The sequence below is a fragment of the Nocardia sp. NPDC056564 genome (genome assembly GCF_042793755.1).
Classification (GTDB): Bacteria; Actinomycetota; Actinomycetes; order Mycobacteriales; family Mycobacteriaceae; genus Nocardia.
On record NZ_JBHTUR010000008.1, the window covers coordinates 74,164 to 95,321 of the forward strand.

Consider the following 21,158-nt stretch of genomic DNA (forward strand, 5'->3'; position numbering starts at 1 on the left):
CTCGGTTCAGCGCAGCCGGGCGGCGGCGCCGGCCAACATCGCGGGGCGGGTGGTGAGGGTGAGGATGTCGGCGTCGTCGTCGACCCCGAGGATCGCCGCGTGCAGTTCCTGCAGGCTGCGTTCCGGGTCCAGGCCCAGCTCGTTGACCAGGGTGACCCGCAGGCGGTGGAACACCTCCAGGGCCTGCGCCCGCCGCCCGCTCAGGTGCAGTGCGCGCATGTACTGCGCGTGCAGCCGTTCGTTGAGCGGGTGTTCGGCGCACAGTGCGGCGAGGCGGGACAGGACCTCGCGATAGCGACCGAGACGGAGTTCGCCGTCGAGCATGTACTCGATGGTGACGAGCCTGGACTCGGACAGTTGCAGGGCCTTGGATTCCAGTACGCGGCCTGCGGCGATATCCACCAGCGCGGGCCCCCGCCAGGTGCGCAGCGCGGCGTCGAGATCGGCGATGCCCGCCTCGTCGTTTCCGTTGGCCAGCGCGGCCAATCCGGAGTCGACCAGGGCCTCGTAGCGGTGCATGTCGAGCGCGTTCGGCTCGACGTGCAACAGGTACCCGCCCGGGCGGGTGATCAGGATTTCCTTGGCTACCTCCGTTGCGGACATGCCGGTGACCCCGACGAAATACTTGCGCAGATTGAGGACGTACGTCTGGAGCGTTGTGAGCCCGCTCGCCGGCGGCAGTTCATCCCACAGATCGGTGATCAGAGAGGAAACCGGTACCACCTGGTCCGAGTGGACCAGCAGCATCGCCAATACGGTCCGCAATTTCGGAGCACTGGGGACGTGTGATTTCCCTTGATGCTCTACCGAAAGTGGACCGAGCACGCCAAATTCCATAATTCCCCCTAAACGGCGGCACCCTTTTGGCGGTACCTAGCCTTGAGAACTGGGGATTGGGTGGTCCCCATGGATCTTCGAGTTCCCCGGACCAAACTCCTGGTCGGTACTTTCCGACGCTATACCGATTTGCCCGGATCCGTCAACGGATGGCGGTGATGTCGAGCGGGCTTGTGTCCCTTGCTATCTGGGTCTTGACTCTCCGTGGAACTCGCATCATCGGTGGGTTGCGCGGTGGCATCGAAGCGGTTGCCGACCGTTGTCTGAAATCGAAACAGGTTGCTGTGCAGGGCAATAGGGGAGGGGATGGTACCCGGCAAAGGCGTGTCGCGGACACCGACACTGTGATTGGTTGTGGCTCAGCTTGTTTCGGCATTTCCGGAGCAATGCGTCCGAATGTGTGCCTCGGTGCCCCGCCGTCGATCCTGGATCCGGCCGTATCCTCGGCGTTCGCACTTTCTATGTGCGCGCGGGCGGGTCGCCGGGCTAGCTTGGGGGCATGACGATTCTCGTAACAGGGGCTACCGGAAATATCGGCCGAAAGGTCGTCGACCACCTTGTGAAACTGGGCGCCGAAGATATTCGCGCACTGTCGAACCACCCGGAACGCACCGCGTTCCCGCCCGAGGTCGAGGTGGTCAAGGGCTACCTCAAGCGGCCGGACTCGCTGCCCGCGGCCTTCGCCGGCGTCGACCGCATGTACCTGGCGCCGTCGCTCGAAACCGTCACCGAGGTAGTCGATCTGGCTCGGCAGGCCGGGATCCGGCACATCGTCGCGCTGTCCGGCGACGAGAACACCAACTGGCATCCCATCTCGCAGGCGGTGGACAAGTCGGGCGTCGACTACACCCACCTGTGGACCGGCGAGTTCATGGAGAACGCCACCGACTGGGCCGAGCAGATCCGCACCACCGGCGAAGTGCGCGAACCGTATCCGACGTCGGGCAACGCCCCGATCGCGATGGACGACATCGCCAGGGTCGCGGCGACGATCCTGGTCGGCAGCGGGCACATCGGGGCGACCTACACCCTCACCGGTCCCGAAACCATCACCAGGGCACAGCGTTTGCAGTACCTGGCCGACGCGCTCGGCCGCGAGCTGACCTTCGTGACGGTGCCGCCGGAGGAACTCATCGCGCAGCTGGAGCCTGCGATGGGCGACTACGCGGGGTATTTCGTCAACGGGCTGGCCAACCGGGTGGACAACCCGCAGATCGCCACCACCACGGTGGCCGACCTGACCGGGCACGCCACCACGTTCGCCACCTGGGCGGTGGAGAACGCCGACCTGTTCCGCTGAGCCGATCGGTCGGCGCGCGGCACCGCGAGGCCGGGTTCGACGGCCTCGCGGATCGCCGCGCGTCCGGCCGGTCGCGGGATCCCACCGAAGTTCGAGCGTCCTTCGAACCGACCCTCTAGCCGGGTGCGGGAGGGTGGATCCGGGCCACACGACGACTTGGGCCGAGTCGGGTCCCCTCAGAAAGGAAGCGTGAATTCCATGGCAGAACGCGTTGTCTCCACAGCTGATCTCCGTCTGTGGACCGAAGACTTCGGCGACCCCGGCGACCCCCCGCTCCTGCTGCTCGGCGCGCACAGCTCGCGCGGCTGGCCCGACGAGTTCGTCGCCGAACTCGTGGCGAAGGGCCTGCACGTCATCCGGTACGACCACCGCGACACCGGGCGGACGGTCGCGCTGGAGCAGGCGCAGAACCCGTACACCTTCTACGAACTCGCCGCCGACGCGATCGCCGTGCTGGACGGCTGGGGCATCGACCGGGTGCACCTGGTCTGCTTCGCGCTGGGCGCGGCGACCGGGCAGCTCATGGCCATCGACTACCCGGACCGGCTGCGCAGTCTGACCATGACCGGCGCGGCCGCGCTGACCGTGGACTTCTTCACCAGCTGCGACTGCGCCTACAGCGGCGAGCCGACCCCGAGCGGGTTGCCCGCGCCGCGGCGCGAGGTGCTCGACCTGATCATGCAGTCGCCGATCCTCGACGACGTGGACGCCGAGCTGGACCGGCGGGTCGCGATGGCCGCGGCGATGTCCGGCCCGGTGCTGCCGTTCGACCCGGCGGAGTTCCGGCGCTGGGAGGAGCGGGAGATCGCGCACTCCGGCATCGCCGGACGCAACGCGCCGAACATCGACGAGCGCGCCGACATCACCGACCGCGGACCCGAATTGGCGAACGTGCGGACGCCCACGCTGGTGATCCAGGGCCCGCTGGACCCGGTCCACCAGCCGCCGCACAGCGCGTTCCTCGCCGAGTCGATCCCGGGCGCGCGGCTGCTCGAAATCCCCGGCCTCGGCCACGCTTTCCCGTCCGCCGCCCATCCCGCGCTGGCGGCCGCGATCGCCGAGCACGTCCGGCACGCGGAATCGGTCGCCGTCGGCTGATCTCCCCGCCGGAGGACCCGCGCCCAGGACCGGGACGCGGGTCCTTTTCGGTGGGCCGAGGTCCGGCCCGAGGGCTTCTCCAGTGGACTTCGACCGGGTGCCGCCAGGTTTAGGGGACAGTCCAGTCGAGAGGCGGTAGGTCGTGAGTGCAGAGGTACGGGAGCAGACATACGCGGAGATCTGTGCGGAGGTGCAGCGGTTCTATGCCCGGCACGTCCAGCTGATGGACGAGGGGCACGCCGAGGAGACGGCCGCGACCTTCACCGAGGACGGCACCATGGTCTCCCCGCCCAAGATCTCCACGCCGATCGCGGGGCGGGCGGCGTTGGCGGCCGGCCTGCGGGCCAATGCGGATCAGTTGCGCGCCGACGGGATTCGATACCGCCGCTGCTACAGCACGATCGTGGTCGAGGTGCGCGCGGACGGGTCGGTGTTCGCCAGGTCCTACGTGCAGGTGGTCAAGACCGAGCGGGGCAAGGGGACGATCCTGCACGCCATGTGCGTGTGCGAGGACGTGCTCGTCCGCACGGACGGCGAGTGGCTGGTGGCCGCGCGGGTGGTCACGCGAGACGACGAATCCGTCTGAGCGCCAGTCGATCTCGACCGCGCTGCGAGCGGGCGTAACTAGCTTCGAGGCATGACCTCGAAACAACGACGCGGCGTGATCATCACCGGCGGCGGCACCGGAATCGGGCGCGCGCTGGCGCATGGCTACGCCGAGGAACACGAAGTTCTCGTGGTGGGGCGGACCGAGTCCGCCCTGCGCGAGACGGCCGCCGGGCACGACCACATCCACGTGCTCGCGGCCGATATCACCGATCACGGTTCGGCCGAACTGGTGATCAAGACGGCGCAGCGGGCGCTGGGCCGGGTCGATGTGCTGATCAACAACGCGGCGACCGCGGCTCCGGCCCCGCTCGCGCACATCGACCAGGCCGCCGTCGAGAGCGAGGTGGCGGTCAATCTGCTGGCCCCCATCTTCCTCACCCAGGCGGCGCTGGACGCGCTCGCCGAGACCCGCGGCACCGTGCTGAACATGAGCAGTTCGGGTGCGTCCGGCGGGCGCGCGTGGCCGGGGTTCTCCGGGTACGGGGCGACCAAGGTAGCGCTGGAATTCCTCACCCGGACCTGGTCGGTCGAACTCGCGCCGCAGGGCATCCGGGTTGTCGCGATCGCGGCCGGTGTCGTGGCCTCCGGCATGGGGGTGCGCATGGGGTCGACGCCGGAGCAGTACCGCGACTTCCTGGCCGATATCGCCACCAGAACCCCGGCGGGCCGGGTCGGTCAGCCTGCCGAGATTTCCTGGTGGGCAAGGCAATTGACCGCACCGGAGGCGGAGTTCGGCACCGGTTCGGTAGTCGTCGTAGACGGAGGTTTGAGCCTGTTGTGAGTCCAGATTCGAGCCGGGCACGAGGCGCCCGGCGCACCGTTGGTGGCACATGGAAAACGATCACAGGAGCAGCACGATGACAGCTTCGGCCCAGCACGCCAAGGACCGCTACGACGCCACCGGCAAGGGGGTGGTGACCTTCGTCAACACCTTCACCGTGAGCAGCGACCCGCTGGACTTCGAGCGGGTGTTCGCCGACATCTCGGAGTTCATGGCCGCCCAGCCGGGCTTTCTCCAGTTCACCCTGTCCAAGCACGTGGACGCCGCGCGGAGCAACGAGTACGTGAACATCGCGCTGTGGACCGACGTCCAGTCGTGGCGGGACGCGATCGCCGCGCCCGGCTTCGCCGACCATGCCAAGGAGCTGCGGGCCAGGGCGACCAATGTCGCCAATCTCTACGAGCCGCGGCTGGAGTTCGTCAAGGCCTGACGCCGGCCCGCAACCGTAAGGGATGAAGATGAAACGTCGTGTCGTCATGACCGGCATCGGGGTCGTCGCGCCCGGTGGCACCGGTGCCAAGCCGTTCTGGGATCTGCTGTCGTCCGGCCGCACCGCGACGCGGCGGATCACCTCCTTCGACGCCGGGCGGTTCCGCTCGCAGGTGGCCGCCGAGTGCGACTTCGACCCGGTGGCCGAAGGCCTTACCCCGCAACAGATCCGGCGGATGGACCGGGCCGCGCAGCTGGCCGTGGTCAGCGCGCGGGAGTGCCTGGCCGACAGCGGGGTGGACCCGGCCGCGCTCGACCCGGCCCGCACCGGGGTGGTGGTCGGCAGCGCGGTCGGCTGCACGATGGGCCTGGAGCAGGAGTACGTGGTGGTGTCCGACGGCGGACGGCACTGGAACGTCGACGAGTCCTACGCGGTCGGGCATCTGTACAACCACTTCGTGCCCAGTTCGCTGGCGACCGAGGTGGCCTGGGAGCTGGGCGCCGAGGGCCCGGTGGCGACCGTCTCCACCGGCTGCACCTCCGGGCTGGACTCGGTGGGGCACGCCATCGAGCTGATCGCCGAGGGCTCGGCCGACGTGGTGGTCGGCGGCGCGACCGACGCGCCGATCTCGCCGATCACGCTGGCCTGCTTCGACGCGATCAAGGCCACCACGCCGCGCAACGACGATCCGGAGCACGCGTCACGGCCGTTCGACCGGACCCGCAACGGGTTCGTGCTCGGCGAAGGCTCGGCGATGTTCGTCTTCGAGGAGTACGAGCACGCCCGCAGGCGCGGTGCGCGGATCTACGCCGAGGTCGCCGGATACGCCACTCGCTGCAACGCCTATCACATGACCGGCCTGCGCCCCGACGGCGTGGAGATGGCCGAGGCCATCCGGTCGGCGATGCGCCAGGCCCGGGTGAACGCCGAGGACGTGGGCTATGTCAACGCGCACGGCTCCGGCACGATGCAGAACGACCGGCACGAGACGGCCGCGTTCAAGCGCAGCCTCGGCGAGCACGCCTACCGGGTGCCGGTCAGTTCGATCAAGTCGATGATCGGGCACTCGCTGGGCGCGATCGGTTCGCTGGAGGTCGCCGCGTGCGCGCTGGCGATCCGCGACGGGCTGGTGCCGCCGACGGCGAACCTGCACGAGCCGGACCCGGAGTGCGACCTGGACTACGTGCCACTGACCGCCCGCGAGGTGCCGCTGGACACGGTGCTGACCGTCGGCAGCGGGTTCGGCGGCTTCCAGAGCGCGATGATCTTGAAAAAAGTCGCATGAGGACCGTGATCACCGGGATGGGCGTGATCGCCCCGACCGGGCTGGATGTCGCCGAACATTGGGCGAATACCCTTGCGGGACAACGGAAGATCGCGCGGATCACGGCCTTCGATCCGACCGGCTACTCGGCCACCCTGGCCGGGGAGGTCAGCGGCTTCACCGCCGCGGATCACCTGCCCGGCCGGCTGCTGCCGCAGACCGACCGGATGACGCAGCTGTCCCTGGTGGCCGCCGATCGCGCGCTGGCCGACTCGGCGGTGGACGGCACCGCCCCGGCCGGGTTCGACGTCGGCGTGGTGACGGCGAGTTCGGCGGGCGGCTTCGAGTTCGGCCACCGCGAGCTGGACAAGCTCTGGCGCAAGGGGCCACAGCACGTCAGCGCCTATCAATCGTTCGCCTGGTTCTACGCGGTGAACACCGGCCAGATCTCCATCCGGCACGGCCTGCGCGGCCCCGGCGGCGTGCTGGTCACCGAGCAGGCGGGCGGGCTGGACGCGCTGGCATTGGCGCGGCGGCGGGTGCGCGCGGGGCAGCCGGCGATGATGTGCGGGGGCGTGGACGGATCGCTCTCGCCATGGACCTGGGTCGCCCAGCTCACCAGCGGCCGGATCAGCACCTGCGCCGACCCCGCGCGGGCGTACCTGCCGTTCGACGCCGCGGCCTCCGGCCACGTGCCCGGTGACGGCGGGGCGCTGTTCGTCATGGAGTCCGCGGAGGCCGCGACCGCGCGCGGCGTGCTGTCCTGGCACGGTGAAATAGCCGGCTACGCGGCGACTTTCGATCCGCCGCCCGGCTCGGACCGGCCGTCCACGCTGCGCCGCGCCATCGAGGGCGCGCTGGCGGACGCCGGACTCGAACCGGCCGAGGTGGACGTCGTGTTCGCCGACGCCGCGGGCACGCCGGAACTGGACCGGGTGGAGGCCGACGCGCTGCGCGCGGTGTTCGGCCCGCACGGGGTTCCGGTCACCGCGCCCAAGACCATGACCGGCCGGCTCAGCAGCGGCGGCGCGGCGCTCGACGTGGCCACCGCGCTGCTGTCGATGCGGCACGGCCGCATTCCGGGCACGGCGGGAGTCACCGATCCGGTGCCCGAATACGAACTCGATCTGGTGACCGAGACCAGGGCGCTGCCGTTGTCGGTGGCGCTGGTCGTGGCCCGCGGTCACGGCGGTTTCAACGCCGCGATGGTGCTGACCACCCAGGGCCACAGCGGCATTCGACACACCACTGACAAGGAGGCGGCATGAAGCAGCAGCTGATCGTCCCGGTGCACGGCGAACCGACCACCCTGGCCGCGTCATGACCAGGACCGATACCGATCTGGGCCGGCGGCTGCTCACCGAGCGCGGGATGCATTTCCTGTTCGCGCACGGCGGGGACCCGTATGCCGTGCTGTTGCGCGCCGAGGACGAGGACACCGCGACGCTCACCGCCCGGATCAGGGAACGGGGTCCGGTGTATCGCAGCAGGCCCGGCGCCTGGGTGGTGAGCGATCCGGAACTCGCCGAGCGGGTGCTCACCGATCCGAGCTTCGGCACCGAGCTGCCCGCCGGGCACGTGCTGGCGGAGACGGACCCGTTCCCCGAATCGACGTGGACCGCGCCGCCGCCCGCGGGTGGCGTGCGGTTCGACGGGCTCGGCGCCCGCTTCGACCTCGTGCGCGACGTGCTGCGCCCGGCGGTCGCGGGGCTCGCCGCCGAGGTGCTGACGGTGCCGAGTGCGGATCTGGCCGCGTACACCGGATACGCCGTCGCGGCGGGCCCGGCGGTGGACGCCGTGCTCTGCGCGCCACGGCTGGCCGATGTCCGAGCGGTCGTCGAAGCCTACGCGGGCCTGCGAAAGCTGGTGCCGGACAACGCTCTTCCGCTTTCCGTCCGGGGCGTGGACCTGACGGTGACGCTCGCCGCGACGGCCGCGCACCTGCTGCTCGCCGATCCGGCGCGCTGGCAGGCGTTGGCCGCCGACCCGGTGACGGTCGGCGCGCTGCTCGACGATGTGCTCACCGAACACCCACCGCTGCGACTGGACCGCCGGGTGGCCCGCGTGGACCTGCGACTGGGTGCGGAACGGATCGCCGCGGGTGCGGAGGTGGTCGTGCACGTCGGCGCGGCCGGGCTCGGCCTGCGCGGCGTGCCCGGAGTCGCGGCGTTCACCCGCGGCGCGGCGGCGACCGTACTGGCCGCCGCGGCGGTTCGCTTCCCCGGGCTGCGGCTCGACGGCGCGCCGGTGCGCCGGCTGCGCGCACCGGTCACCGGTGCCCTGGTTCGGCTGCCGGTCGCCGACTCGAACTCCCTGACCACCCACTGACGAGGAGCCGCCCGCAATGCGAGTACTCATGACGTCCCTCGCGGTAGAAGCGCACTTCAACGGAACGGTGCCGCTGGCCTGGGCGCTGCGCGCCGCCGGGCACGAGGTGCGGTTCGCCAGCCAGCCCGCGCTCACCACGGCGATCACCAGGGCCGGGCTGACCGCCGTCCCGGTCGGCACCGACCACACCCATCACGAGATCGTGCGGGACCTGGGCGAGGAGCTGACCGGCTTCTACCGCGACATCGATTTCACCGGTGAACGCGGCGGCCCGCGCGCTCGCAAGGCGGCCAATTCCCTGCTCACCGCGACGTTCTACGCGCAGGCCAACAACGACTCCATGGTGGACGAGCTGGTCGAATACGCCCGCTGGTGGCAGCCGGACCTGGTGATCTGGGAGCCGTTCTCCTTCGCCGGCGGGGTCGCGGCCCGCGCCTGCGCCGCCGCGGGCGCCCGGTTGCTGTGGGGCCCAGACCTTTTCGCCCTCTCGCGCGCAGCGTTCCTGGCCGACACCGCCGCGTTGCCGCCGGAGCTGCGCGACGACGCGCTCGAGGAGTGGCTGACCTGGACCCTCGCCCGGCACGGCCTCGACTACGACGAGCGGGTCGTCACCGGGGATTTCAGCATCGACCAGATGCCCGAGGGCGTGCGGCTGCCCAGCCCGAACGAGTCCGTGCCCATGCGGTACGTGCCCTACAACGGGGTGTCCGAGGTGCCCGACTGGTTGCGGGAGACGCCGGCGCGGCCCCGGATCTGCCTGACCCTGGGCATCACCTCGCGGGACATGGCCTACCCGAACCTGATCTCCCCGGCCGAGCTGTTCGACGCGGTCGCGGACCTGGACATCGAGATCGTGGCCACGCTCAACCAGGCCCAGGCCGCCGAGGTCGGCCGGATTCCGGCGAACACGCGGGTGGTGGACTTCGTGCCGCTGCACGCCCTGATGCCCACCTGCGCGGCGATCATCCACCACGGCGGCGCGGGCACCTGGTCCACCGCGGCCGTGTACGGCGTGCCGCAGCTGGTGGTCGCGGGCATGTGGGACAACGTCTACCGCGCGCAACGGCTCAGCGATCTCGGTGCGGGCCTTTATCTTCCGCCGCACGAGCTGACCGGGAGCAGGCTGCGCGCGGGCGTGCTGCGGCTGCTCGGCGAGCCCGCGTTCGGCGCGGGCGCGCTGGCCCTGCGCGACCGGATGCTGGCCGAGCCCAGCCCCGGCGAGGTGGTGGACACCCTGGTCGCGGCCGCCGCCCGCTACCGCCCCCAGCTGACGCACTAACCGAAGGAGAAGTCATGGCTTTGTTTGCCGTCCTGGCCACGCAGGCCCCGGCCCCGGGCGAGGCGAAGGAGTTCCGCGAGCGGCTCGGTGAAGGCTTCGCCTACACGCGCGCCCTGGTGGAGAAGGGCATCATCCGGCACAGCTGGATCCGGGTCGGTGCGTCCGGCGGGCTCAACATCTACGACGTGGCCTCGCACGAGGAACTGCTGAGCGTGCTGTACGACAACCCGGTCAGCCCGCACCTGAAGTTCGAGGTGATTCCGCTGGCCACCCCCGGCGCCTTCGACAAGTTGGCGATCTGGAACAAGCCCGCCGAGCGGTCATGAACGGGCCGCTGGATCGCCTGCTCCGGGCAGGCACCTCGTCGGATGTCGAAATCGCTTTGCTGGTCAAGGAATTGGGCGTGGACGCGGTGCTCGGCGCGCTGATCGACGAGGTGCTGTTCCGCGCCTCGGTGCCGAACAATCCGGATCCGGTGGACATCGCGCTGGACGTCACCCACGAGAACGAGACCCGTCGCGTCGTATTCCATTGCGTCGGTGGCGAACCCATCACCCGGTCGACCGCCGACGCACCGGCCGAGATCTGCCGCGAGCTGGGCATGTCGCTGACCCACCTGGTCCGCCGGGTCTACGGCAGGCCGGACCAGCGCCGCACCGGCGACTTCAGCGACGTCTTCCTGCCCAGCCGTCCGGACGATCTGTCCCGGCTGCCCGGCCTGGTCGTCTCGACCAGCCTGGCCTCCGGCGCGCTGATGACCGGGCTGACCATTCCTCGGCACGAACTGGGCGCGCTGTGCTCGGCGTCGGGCTCGGACAAGTGGGCCAGCTTCCATTGGTACACCGGGCATTACGAGCGCGAGTTCGCCCCGTACCGGGACGAGCCGGTGCGCATCCTGGAGATCGGCATCGGCGGTTTCGACGGCGACCTCGGCGGCGGCTCGCTGCGGATGTGGAAGCGGTATTTCCACCGCGGGCAGGTGTTCGGCATCGACCTGTTCGACAAGTCGGCGCTGAACCAACCGCGGCAGACCGCGCTGGTCTGCGACCAGAGCGACCCGGCGGCGCTGGCCGCGCTGGCCGCGGCGTACGGGCCGTTCGACATCGTCATCGACGACGGCAGCCACGAGAACGCGCATGTGCGAACGTCATTCGACGCGTTGTTCCCGCACGTGCGACCGGGCGGGCTCTATGTCATCGAGGACATGCAGACCGCGTACATCCCGCGCATGGGCGGCACCGCGGGTCCGTCCGCGGGCCCAGACACCTCCATCGGCCTGATCAAGCGTCTGGTCGACGACCTGCACCACCACGAGCACACCCCCGGCGGCGCCCCGACCGTGACCCAGCGCGACGTGGTGGGAGTGCGGGCCTACCGCAATATCGCCTTCGTCGAGAAGGGCACCAACGGCGAGGTCGGGATCCCGCCGTGGATGGACGACGCGGCGTGGGCGGCGCTGGGCGCCCTCCCGCCCACCGACTGAATCGGAGAGACCGCAGTGAACACAACCGTCCGAACCGGACCCACGCCCGACCTGTCGGTGGCCGAATTGCTGGCCGACGTCCGCGCCTACGCGGAACCCGAGCCACCCGCGCTGAGCCTGCCGCCGCAGATGTTCACCTCGCCGCAGGTGTACGAGCTGGAGCGGACCCAGATCTTCCACCGTTCCTGGATCATGGTGGCGCACACCGACCAGCTGGCCGCGCCCGGCGATTACGTGGCGCTGTCCATCGCCGGCGAGCCGGTGGCGATCACCCGCGGCGCAGACGGACAGCTGCACGGCATGTCGCCGGTGTGCCGGCACCGGGCGATGCCGCTGGTCGAGCCGGGGGAGGGCACGGTGAAGGATTTCACCTGTTCCTATCACCTGTGGCGGTACAACCTGGACGGCTCGCTGCGCGCGGCCACCTACATGCGCGACAACCCCGACTTCGATCCGGCCGCCTGCCGCCTGCCCGGCTTCGCGGTGCGCGAATGGCACGGCCTGGTGTTCGTCAACCTCGACGCCGAGGCCCGCTCGTTCGAACCGGATCTGGCCATCGTCGAGACCGAGATGACCAACTACCGGCTCGACGACATGGTCCAGGTGAGCCACTGGACCGAGGAGTGGGCCTGCAACTGGAAGGTCGCGGTCGAGAACGGGTACGAGAACTACCACGCCATCGGCCTGCACCCGGAAACCGTGCGCCCGTTGATGACCGGCGGCATCGACATGACCGTGCACCTGGACTCGCCGTGGGTGGCCCGGCTGCTCAGTGCGGCGGGCACCCCGTTCGAGGCGCCGATCCTGCCGCTCACCGAGGCCGAGCGGTCGGTCATGTACAGCTACCGGATGTTCCCGTGCGGCGCGGTGGCGACCTTCGGCGAGTCCATCGCCTGGATCAGCATCATCCCGCTGTCGCTGGACCGCACCCAGGTTCGCGGCGGCACCCTGGTGCCCCGGCAGGCGCTGGAGCACGTCTCGCTCGAGGTGATGCGCAAGGAGATCGAGTCGATCACCAGCGTGATCAACGCCGAAGACCAGGCGGGCATGGAGGCGGTGCAGCGCACCCTCGATTCCCGGTTCATCGAGCGAGGTCACCTGAGTCCCAAGGAACCCGGCGTGCTCGCGTTCTACCGCCAGCTCGCGCTCGCACTCACCCAGGAGGTCTGACCCATGGGCGGTCCGCACATTTCCCCGAAACTGCGCGCCATGATGGACGATTACGCGCAGGCCAGGGTGCAGGAGCCGGTCCGGTTCCACGAGCCGACCGGTCGTTGGGAGGTGCTGCGCTACACCGACGGGCTGCGGGTGATCTCCGATTTCGAGGTCTTCTCCAACGACCTCAGCGAGTTCATTCCGGATCACGAGGAGCTGCGCAACTTCAGCAAGGGCAACTTCCAGGCGATGGATGAGCCGCGGCACAAGGAGTTACGCGGGCTGGTGACCCAGGGGTTCACGCCGAGGTTCGTGCAGAGCCTGGTGCCCAGGGTCGAGCAGGTCGCGGCCGAACTGCTCGACGCGACCGTGGAACGCGGCCAGGACCGGGTAGACATCGTGTCCGACCTGGCCGCTCCGCTGCCGGTGATCGTGATCGCCGAGGTGATGGGCCTGCCGGTGGCCGACCGGCACCTGTTCCGTAAGTGGGCCGACGCGCTGCTGGTGGACAACGGGGTGGACGCGCTGTTCAGCGAGGAGGGCGTGGCCGCGATGGCGCCGTCCATCCGGGAGATGAACCAGTACCTGCTCAGCCACGTCGACAGCTATCGCCGCTCGGACAAGGACGGGCTGATCCGCGACCTGCTGGACGCGGAGCTGAACGGACGCAAGCTGGACGACTTCGAGATCCTCGGATTCCTCGCGCTGCTGCTCATCGCCGGGCACCTCACCACCAGCACCGTGCTCACCAACGCGCTGCTGTGCCTGGACGAAAACCCCGGCCTGGTCAAGCAATTGCGCGCCGAGCCCGCGCTGCTGGGGCCCGCGATCGAGGAGGTCATGCGCTATCGGTCGCCGCTGGTGTGGATCGATCGGCGCGCGCTCACCGACGTCGAACTGGGTGGCCGGCACATCCCGAAGGGCTCGCTGGTCAGCGCCTCGCTGGTGTCGACCATGCGGGACGAGGCCGAGTTCGCCGATCCGGACGTGTTCGACATCCACCGCAGGCAGGCGCGACATCTGGCCTTCGGCAAGGGAATTCACTTCTGTCTCGGCGCGCCGCTGGCCCGGCAGGAGGTCCGGATCGCGCTGACCGCCATGTTCGACCGGTTCGAGGACTTCCGGGTGGCCGAGGACGAGGACATCGTGTTCCACGATCCCAAGGACTTCAACGGCACGAAGAAGCTGCCGATGGATCTGGTGCGCCGATGAGAGGGATGCTCGATCGCACCGTCATCACGCCCACGGACCCGCGCTACGCCGAGGTGACGACGGCCGCGAACGGCCGCTTCCGGTGTACGCCGCGCGTCGTGCACGTGCCTGCGACTCCGGAGGACGTGCTGGCGGCGGTGCAGTCGGCCGCCGACACCGGTGCGCGGGTGGCGATCCGCAGCGGCGGGCACTGCCTGGAGGACTTCGTCGACTCGGCGGAAACCGAAGTGCTGCTGGATCTTTCGCGCATGAACCGGGTGGACTACGACCCCGGGATGCGGGCGTTCGTGATCGAGCCGGGCGCGCTGCTCGGCGAGGTCTATCGCAGCCTGCTCAAGGGCTGGGGTGTCGCGATCCCGGCCGGCCTGGAGTACACGGTCGGCGCGGGCGGGCACATCCTCGGCGGCGGTTACGGCCCGTTGACGCGCGCGCACGGGTGCGTCGTCGATCATCTGTACGCGGTGGAGGTCGTCACCGTGGACGCGTCCGGAACGGCGCGGATCATGGTCGGCACCCGCGACCCGGCCGATCCGCACCACGACCTATGGTGGGCGCACACCGGTTGCGGCGGTGGGAATTTCGGCGTGGTGACCAAGTATTGGATGCGGGCGCCGGACGCCACGGGCGACGACCCGGCCCGCCTGCTGCCGCAACCGCCCGCCGAGGTGCTCGACGGCCTGACCACGTGGTCCTGGCCGGACCTGACCCCGGAGTCCTTCCGCAGGCTGCTGGCCAATCACGGCAGCTGGCACGAGCGGCACAGCGCGCCGGGCATGCCGGAGAACGCGCTGTTCTCCATCCTCACCGTGCTGCGCGCGCAGACGAACACCATCGCGCTGCTCACCCAGGTGGACGCGACCGTCGACGGCGCCGAGCGGATGCTGTCGGACTACCTGGATGCGCTCGACGAGGGCGTCGGCGTGCCCTACCGCCACGACGTGCAGCGACGACCGTGGTTGCGATCGATGCTGTGGCCGCGGATGCGCGGCGACGTCTACGGCCAGCGGGCCAAGTGCAAGGCGGCGTACCTGCGGCGGCGCTACACGGACGAGCAGATCGAGGTCATCTACCGCTACCTCACCGACGACACGTACGACAATCCGACCGCGGGCGTCATCCTCGCCGCGTACGGCGGCCAGGCGTCCGCGGTCGCGCCCGACGCCACCGCCACCGCGCAACGTGATTCGGTCCTGAAGGCGTTCTACCTGAACAACTGGACCGACCCGGCCGGGGAGGAGCGGCACATCGCCTGGATCCGATCGTTCTACCGAGACCTGTACGCGCACAGCGGCGGCGTTCCCGATCTGAACGGTCAGTCGGACGGGTCCTACATCAACTACCCCGACACCGACCTGGCCGATCCGCACTGGAACACGTCGGAATCCGCCTGGCACGACCTCTATTACAAGGACAACTACCCGCGGCTGCGGCGGGCCAAGGCCGCCTACGACCCGACCGGCTTCTTCACCCACGCGCTCGGCATCAAGGCGTGAGCTCGGGCCCGGCCACCCCTCCGGGGGCGACCGGGCCCTTCGGTCAGCCGTAGAAGCTCGCCGCGTCCAGCTCGGCCAGCGGGATCCAGTCCGGGTCGGCCTCCTCGGCCACCGCCGCGCTGTCCATCCGCAGTTCGACGGCCAGTCGCGGGCGCTCGTCCACCCGCATCGACAGCGCGTACAGCCCGGCCAGGATGTGCACGCACGGGCGTTTGCGCGTCCGGCAGTCGCAGGTCGCCGCCTGCTCGGCCAGTGGGACCGCGAAAGTGATTCCCGCGGCGGCGAATTCGGCCTCCAAACTGTCCGGCAGGTCACCGCCGGCCAGGCCGGGATTGGCCGCCAGCGACTTGGCGATCAGCCGCTCGGCGTCCCGCTCGGTCTCCGCCGGCCAGCGCGGCAACTCGATCCGGACGGTGGACTCGGTCCCCGACACGACGACCTTCGCGATGACCAGGCCGACCTCGGTGGTCAGCGTGGCGCCATGATTGCGCGCGACGCTGCGGGCCTTGGGCAGCAACGGATTCGGGACCGCGGCGGTGGTGGACTCGACGACGCGGGTCCAGGCGCGCCCCCAGGGGGTGGCGCCGAATTCGGCGGGCATCACGAGATCGCTCCCAGGTCGAGATCGAGGACGGCGTGCAGCTCGTCGTCGGACAGTTTGGCCAGCGCGGCCTCGGTGTCGCCGCCGACGACGACGTCGGCCATGCCGCGCTTGGCGTCGTGCATCTGCGCGATGTGGTCCTCGATCGTGCCGCCGGAGACCAGCGTGTACACGTTGAGCGTGCGCTGCTGGCCGATGCGGTGGGCGCGGTCGGTGGCCTGCTCCTCGACGGCCGGGTTCCACCAGCGGTCGTAGTGCATCACGTGCGCGGCCCTGGTCAGGTTGAGCCCGAACCCGGCCGCGCGCAGGCTCAGCAGCAGCACCGGCGGCGAATCGTCGTCCTCCTGGAACGCCCGGACCAGCTCGTCACGTTTGTCGCCGGAGAGCCCGCCGTGCAGAAACGGCACCGGGCCGGTGCCCAGCGTCTTGCCCAGCGCCGCCGAGAGCAGCTCGCCCATGATGCGGTACTGGGTGAACACCAGGGCGCGGTCGCCGTCGTCGACGATCTCGGACAGCATCTCGGTGGCCCGGTCGAACTTGCCCGACCGGCCCGGTCCCGCAGGCCCGTCCTCGAGGTAGTGCGCCGGATGGTTGCAGATCTGCTTGAGCGCGGTCAGCAGCGCCAGCACCCGGCCGCTGCGGCCGATACCACTGCCCAGTCCCTGGTCGAACGCCCGGTCCGTGGCCTCCCGGTACAGCCGCACCTGCTCGTCGGTGAGCGTGCAGATCATCGAGGTGTACTGCTTGGGCGGCAGTTCGGCGGCGACCAGATCCTTGGTGCGGCGCAGCATGTGCGGGCGCACCAGGGTGTTGAGCGCGGCGGCGGCCGAGGTGGAGCGGCGCTGTTCGATCGGCGCGACGAACCGCTGCCGGAACCGGCCGCGCGTGCCCAGTAGGCCGGGGTTGGTGACGTGGAAGATCGACCACAGCTCGTCGAGCCGGTTCTCCACGGGCGTGCCGGTCATGGCGATCCGCACGGTCGCGGTCAGCCGTGCGGCGGCCCGGCTGGCCTGCGCGTCCGGGTTCTTGATCTGCTGCGCCTCGTCCAGCACGACGATGTCCCAGGTGTTGTCGAGCAGCCGCTTGTCGCTGCGCAGCACCGGATAGCTGGTGATCACCACGGTGCCCGGTGCCCACTCGTCGGGCAGGTCGCGGTTGCTGCCGTGGAAGCGCAGCACCGGCGTGCTCGGGGAGAAGCGCGCGATTTCGCGCCGCCAGTTGCCGATCAGCGAGGTCGGGCAGACCACCAGGTGCGGGCGCTCGGTGCGGCGGATGGCCAGCAGGCAGATGGCCTGCAGCGTCTTGCCGAGACCCATCTCGTCGGCGAGCACGCCGCCGGTGCCCAGTTCGGGGCGGGAGTTGAGCCAGGCGACGCCGTGCACCTGGTAGGGGCGCAACGTGGCGTTCACCGCGGTGCCGGCCAGGGTCGCCGTAGTGCTTGCCGCCCTGCGGAATTGGGCCAGCAACGCGGCCGGCGCGGCGACCGCCGCGCCCTCCGGGTTGGTCACGGCGTGCGCGGCGACCGGCATCCGGGCGGCCAGGTCGTCGAACTCGGCGTCCTTGTCCTCGCCGTCGCCGTCCAGCAGCCGGGCGGCGGCCTGCCAGCTCTTGACCGACTTGCCCACCTTGGCCCGCCGGTCCAGCGCGAGCAGCGCGGGCACGGCCTCGTTCAGATCGATGAGCCGCACGTCCCGGTCGGCCGCGACGACCGCGCCGCCCTCGGGCGCGGCCAGCGAACAGGTCGAGACCCGTCCGGTCGGCAGGCCGTGTTCGCGCACGGCCTCGTCCAGTTCGGCGGGCCCCCACCAGGCGAAGGCGTTCTCGGCGGGGACGAATGTGGCCTGCAGACGGGGAACTTGCGTTCGTCCAGACAGTCGGACCAACTCCTTGCAACGGGTGCTCGCCGCATGATTGTGTAGCGGTGATATTGTGTGCTGGAATTATTGTGCAGCGTGAAAGTTGTGCGACGCAAGGATACTTCAACGGATCGGGCCGTGTCACATGACTATGGGTCAGCAGGAGAAACCTCAGGTCGAGGCGTTGATCGAGCTACTGCCGGACTGGATTCAGCAGTTGATCCGGATCAACAGCCTGGTCGCGACCCAGATGGGCGTGATCATGACCGACTTCCACTGCCTGCACGCGCTCCAGCAGGGCGGGCCGACCACGCCGGGCGCGCTGGCCGCCCGGGTCGGGCTGACCGCAGGATCGGCCACCCGGATGGTCGACCGGCTGGAGGCGGCCGGCTGCGTCACCCGGGCGCACGACCCGAAGGATCGGCGCAAGGTCGTGGTCGTGCCCACTCCCGAAGGGCTCGAGCGAGTCAGCTCCTACTACGCGGGGCTGACCGCCCGGACCCACCTCGATCTGGCCGACTTCACCGACGAGGAGTTGCGGGTGCTGCACCGGTTCGTCGAACGCAGCCTGGCCAGTGCCGTCGCGGAGGCCGATCGGTTGAACGCGGGCGCGTAGCGTTCAGTGCTGGGTGAACGTCCACGCTCCCGACCCCGTCTCATAGGTGGCGAACCGGTCGTCGCGATCGATCAATCGCGCCTCCTCTGCCGTCTTGATTTCCGCGTGCGCGCACAGCAGCGGCACCACGACGGTGGCGGTACTGTTCACCGGCACAACGACTTCCAGCGTCAGCGCGGTGCCGTCGCGCTGCCAGCGGCTGACGATCTCGCCGCGCACGGTCCGGAGGGTCGCGGCGGCGCTCGTGAGCGAGCCGACGACGGCGGGGGCGATGCGGATCTTGTCGAACGCGACCGCGTCGAGGTCGGGTCGAATGCCTGCCAGGCCACCGGTGAACCACGAGGTCAGTCCGCCGAGGATATTCAGGTCCGCCACGCCCTCGCGGCCGTTCCACTCCCAGCTCTCCGGTAGCGCGGTGGCGCCGTGCGCGAGCCAGTATCCGTAACTGGGATAACTGGTTTCGACCGCGACGTCGTAGAGCACGTCGTGCCGGCCTGCTTTGGTGAGCACGCGGACCAGCGCGAGCAACCCGATCATCCCGGCGTTCAGGTGGTTTCCGGATTCGCGGATCTGTGCGACCAGCGCCGCGAGCACCGATTCCCGCACATGCGGTGGGGGAGCGCCGATATACAGGGCGAGCGCGGTCGCCGTCGGTGTCCCCGGCGCGTACGTGGCGGTGGTGGGGTCGAAGAATTTCTCGTGGTACCGCGTGGCGATCGCCTCGGCCTTGCGCCGATACTCGAGTGACTCGCCGGTCTTGTCCAAGGCCCGCGCGATGCCCGCCATGGCGGTCGCGATTCGCCAATACCCCCATGCCACCGTCAGTTCGGGCGGGGTGAAGTAGGCGTTGTCCGGGTCGAACGGACGTTGCCAGTGCTGACCCGGGTACATCCAGTCGCCGAAGAAGCCCTCCGCGAACTCACCCGCCGGATACAGCCCGTCTTGTTCGCGCGAGCGCAGCAGCCCGAAGTAGCGCCGCATCGCCGGATAGTGGCGGCGCAGCGACGCGGTATCGCCGTAGCGGCGGTAGTTCTCGAAGGCCTGCACGACCGGCGCGCCGGTCCAGTTGAGGTCGCCGATGTACCAGAAATCGGTGGGATCGGGGACGATGCCGGGCAGCGCGCCGTCCTGGCGTTGCGCGTCGAAGACGTCGCGCAGCATCGCCTGGTTGTAGGCGGCGAAGTCGTAGCGGTGCACCCCGCTGAGCGCGACCCCGCGGTCGGCCTGCCAGCCTGCCTTCTCCCGGTTGGGATCGGTGGGCATGGTGGGCGCGATCATGGCGCTGCGCATGCTGCGGTCGGCGATGCGGTCGATGTCGTTGAGAAGTGTTTCGGAGCAGTCGAATTCGGCGGTGGTATCGGCGCCGGCGCGCACCGCGATCCCGGTCACGCTCGACAGCGCCGGCGGGGTCGGCAGTCCGCGCACCTCGAGGTAACGGAAACCGTGATAGGTGAAGCGCGGATGCCACGTCTGCACCCCGTTGCCCGCCGCCGTGTAGTGATCGGCGACAACGACATTCGGCACCCACCCGACCATGCCGCGCTGGCTGACCCTGCCGTTGTCGAGGTACCAGCCGGGCAGCAGCGCGATCCGTGTTCCGGCGGGCGCCGCCACCTCGATCCGCGGCCAGCCGACGAAGGACGTGCCGAAATCGAACACGTAGACGCCCGGTTCGGGTTCGGTCAGCGCGATCGCCTTCAGCCGTTCGGCCTCGACCACCGCGGGCTCGAATTGCGCGCTGAGCGTTGCCGGAGCGTCGGCCGCGACGGCGGCGGATCGCCATGCGGAATGGTCGCCCTCGGGCCGGTCCCAGCCGGGTTGCCAGCGGCGCGCATCGTAATCCTCGCCGCCGTAGTAGCCGGAGAAGTCGAGGGGGCCGTCGTCGACCCGCCAGGTGGAGTCGCTGGACACCTGCTGGGCTGTCCCGTCGTCGTAGCGAATCTCCAACTGTGCGATGACTTTCGGCTCGCCCGCCAGCCGGACCGTCTCCCCGCTGCCGCCGAGGCCGCTCTTCCAGGTCACCGATTCCCAATAGCGGCCCGCGCGTTCGGGCACGTTGAAGAAGCCGTTGCCGACCAGCAACCCCACCACGTTGTCGCCCGCTCGCAGCTGCTCGGTGACGTCATAGGTCTGGTACAGCGCCCGCTTTCGGTAATCGGTGACGCTCGGCAGCAGCACATCCGCACCGACCTTGCGTCCGTTGAGCCGCGCCTCGTACAGGCCGAGGCCCGAAACGTAAAGGCGCGCCTGCACGATCCGCCGTTCCGCCGCGGCGGTGAAGCGCTTGGCGAAGATCGGCAACGGCCCGTCCGGCCGCGCGGGTACCGAGTCGGTGATCCAGTCCGCCGTCCAATCGGCCGGTTCGGGCAGGCCGATCTCCCAGTGCCCGACCGGACTCCAGGCCGACGCGCGACCGCCGTCGGTCCACACCCGGACCTGCCAGAACACCTGATCGCGGGCGGCCAGCGGCCGGCCGCCGTAGCCGATATCCACCTGGCGATCCGAAACGGTCCGGCCGGTATCCCACAGGTCCGGCCGGTCCAGCTCGAGGTGCCGCGGCGTCGAGGCGGCGCGGATCTGGTAGGCCGTTTGGGTGACCGAACGCTCGGTGGCGACCAGCCGCCAGCCCAGCGCGGGTGTGCGGTCATCGATTCCGCGCGGGTCGACCAGGTAGTTCGTCGTCAGGCCGACGACCAGGATTTCGGCGGAACCGCTGGATGGCATGCAATCTCCCCAATTCGAACGACCGCGCAGGCGCGCCGGAAAAGTAATTCCTCAATGGCCGATGCTAGTGCGCTGAATTGTTTCGCGCAGCC

The 21,158-nt window shown here is 69.8% G+C and carries 19 protein-coding genes; 15 read left to right on the top strand and 4 right to left on the bottom strand.

Annotated features, from left to right (window positions below; translation table 11 throughout):
- Nucleotides 1-6: 6 nt before the first annotated feature.
- The gene (locus tag ACFQ9K_RS21190) at nt 7-747 is read right to left on the bottom strand and encodes a BTAD domain-containing putative transcriptional regulator (protein ID WP_378714498.1); all 741 of its coding nucleotides are present in this window, start codon (nt 745-747) and stop codon (nt 7-9) included.
- Between the two features lie 589 nt (nt 748-1,336).
- On the opposite strand from ACFQ9K_RS21190, the gene ACFQ9K_RS21195 reads away from it, so the two are divergent.
- The 14 genes from ACFQ9K_RS21195 to ACFQ9K_RS21260 all read left to right on the top strand — a co-directional run bounded on the left by ACFQ9K_RS21195 (nt 1,337) and on the right by ACFQ9K_RS21260 (nt 15,269).
- The gene (locus ACFQ9K_RS21195; protein WP_378714496.1) at nt 1,337-2,137 is read left to right on the top strand and encodes an NAD(P)H-binding protein; all 801 of its coding nucleotides are present in this window, start codon (nt 1,337-1,339) and stop codon (nt 2,135-2,137) included.
- A gap of 198 nt (nt 2,138-2,335) precedes the next feature.
- On the top strand, nt 2,336-3,235 hold the full coding sequence (locus ACFQ9K_RS21200) for an alpha/beta fold hydrolase (RefSeq protein WP_378714495.1): 900 nt from the start codon (nt 2,336-2,338) through the stop codon (nt 3,233-3,235).
- Between the two features lie 142 nt (nt 3,236-3,377).
- Entirely contained in the window at nt 3,378-3,821 is a 444-nt protein-coding gene (locus ACFQ9K_RS21205) for a nuclear transport factor 2 family protein (RefSeq protein ID WP_378714493.1), read from the top strand.
- A 51-nt stretch (nt 3,822-3,872) separates the two neighbouring features.
- Nucleotides 3,873-4,625 carry an SDR family NAD(P)-dependent oxidoreductase gene (locus ACFQ9K_RS21210; RefSeq protein ID WP_378714491.1) on the top strand — a complete coding sequence of 251 codons (753 nt, stop codon included), beginning with the start codon at nt 3,873-3,875 and terminating at the stop codon, nt 4,623-4,625.
- Nucleotides 4,626-4,701: 76 nt separating this feature from the next.
- Complete coding sequence (locus ACFQ9K_RS21215) at nt 4,702-5,055, top strand: antibiotic biosynthesis monooxygenase family protein (protein ID WP_378714489.1); 354 nt, start codon at nt 4,702-4,704, stop codon at nt 5,053-5,055.
- Between the two features lie 28 nt (nt 5,056-5,083).
- On the top strand, nt 5,084-6,340 hold the full coding sequence (locus tag ACFQ9K_RS21220) for a beta-ketoacyl-[acyl-carrier-protein] synthase family protein (RefSeq protein ID WP_378714487.1): 1,257 nt from the start codon (nt 5,084-5,086) through the stop codon (nt 6,338-6,340).
- Nucleotides 6,337-7,587: a ketosynthase chain-length factor gene (locus tag ACFQ9K_RS21225; RefSeq protein WP_378714485.1), complete on the top strand. Its 1,251-nt coding sequence runs from the start codon at nt 6,337-6,339 to the stop codon at nt 7,585-7,587. The genes ACFQ9K_RS21220 and ACFQ9K_RS21225 overlap by 4 nt, the downstream gene beginning before the upstream one ends.
- A 52-nt stretch (nt 7,588-7,639) precedes the next feature.
- Nucleotides 7,640-8,647: a hypothetical protein gene (locus ACFQ9K_RS21230; RefSeq protein WP_378714483.1), complete on the top strand. Its 1,008-nt coding sequence runs from the start codon at nt 7,640-7,642 to the stop codon at nt 8,645-8,647.
- Between the two features lie 16 nt (nt 8,648-8,663).
- Nucleotides 8,664-9,926, top strand: a complete 1,263-nt coding sequence (locus ACFQ9K_RS21235; protein ID WP_378714482.1) for an activator-dependent family glycosyltransferase — start codon at nt 8,664-8,666, stop codon at nt 9,924-9,926.
- A gap of 14 nt (nt 9,927-9,940) precedes the next feature.
- Nucleotides 9,941-10,252, top strand: coding sequence for a muconolactone Delta-isomerase family protein (locus tag ACFQ9K_RS21240; protein ID WP_378714480.1), 312 nt, complete (start codon nt 9,941-9,943; stop codon nt 10,250-10,252).
- Nucleotides 10,249-11,409 carry a class I SAM-dependent methyltransferase gene (locus ACFQ9K_RS21245; RefSeq protein ID WP_378714479.1) on the top strand — a complete coding sequence of 387 codons (1,161 nt, stop codon included), beginning with the start codon at nt 10,249-10,251 and terminating at the stop codon, nt 11,407-11,409. Before ACFQ9K_RS21240 ends, ACFQ9K_RS21245 begins: the two co-directional genes overlap by 4 nt.
- Before the next feature lie 15 nt (nt 11,410-11,424).
- On the top strand, nt 11,425-12,579 hold the full coding sequence (locus ACFQ9K_RS21250) for an aromatic ring-hydroxylating dioxygenase subunit alpha (protein ID WP_378714478.1): 1,155 nt from the start codon (nt 11,425-11,427) through the stop codon (nt 12,577-12,579).
- Nucleotides 12,580-12,582: 3 nt separating this feature from the next.
- Entirely contained in the window at nt 12,583-13,776 is a 1,194-nt protein-coding gene (locus ACFQ9K_RS21255) for a cytochrome P450 (protein WP_378714477.1), read from the top strand.
- Nucleotides 13,773-15,269, top strand: coding sequence for an FAD-binding oxidoreductase (locus tag ACFQ9K_RS21260; RefSeq protein WP_378983462.1), 1,497 nt, complete (start codon nt 13,773-13,775; stop codon nt 15,267-15,269). Before ACFQ9K_RS21255 ends, ACFQ9K_RS21260 begins: the two co-directional genes overlap by 4 nt.
- 43 nt (nt 15,270-15,312) lie before the next feature.
- On the opposite strand, the gene ACFQ9K_RS21265 is transcribed toward ACFQ9K_RS21260, so the two are convergent.
- Nucleotides 15,313-15,870: an SWIM zinc finger family protein gene (locus tag ACFQ9K_RS21265; RefSeq protein WP_378714474.1), complete on the bottom strand. Its 558-nt coding sequence runs from the start codon at nt 15,868-15,870 to the stop codon at nt 15,313-15,315.
- The gene (locus ACFQ9K_RS21270; RefSeq protein ID WP_378714473.1) at nt 15,870-17,753 is read right to left on the bottom strand and encodes a DEAD/DEAH box helicase; all 1,884 of its coding nucleotides are present in this window, start codon (nt 17,751-17,753) and stop codon (nt 15,870-15,872) included. Before ACFQ9K_RS21270 ends, ACFQ9K_RS21265 begins: the two co-directional genes overlap by 1 nt.
- A gap of 118 nt (nt 17,754-17,871) precedes the next feature.
- On the opposite strand from ACFQ9K_RS21270, the gene ACFQ9K_RS21275 reads away from it, so the two are divergent.
- Nucleotides 17,872-18,342: a MarR family winged helix-turn-helix transcriptional regulator gene (locus tag ACFQ9K_RS21275; RefSeq protein WP_378714471.1), complete on the top strand. Its 471-nt coding sequence runs from the start codon at nt 17,872-17,874 to the stop codon at nt 18,340-18,342.
- Between the two features lie 3 nt (nt 18,343-18,345).
- On the opposite strand, the gene ACFQ9K_RS21280 is transcribed toward ACFQ9K_RS21275, so the two are convergent.
- Nucleotides 18,346-21,066, bottom strand: coding sequence for a family 78 glycoside hydrolase catalytic domain (locus tag ACFQ9K_RS21280; RefSeq protein ID WP_378714469.1), 2,721 nt, complete (start codon nt 21,064-21,066; stop codon nt 18,346-18,348).
- Between the last annotated feature and the right edge of the window lie 92 nt (nt 21,067-21,158).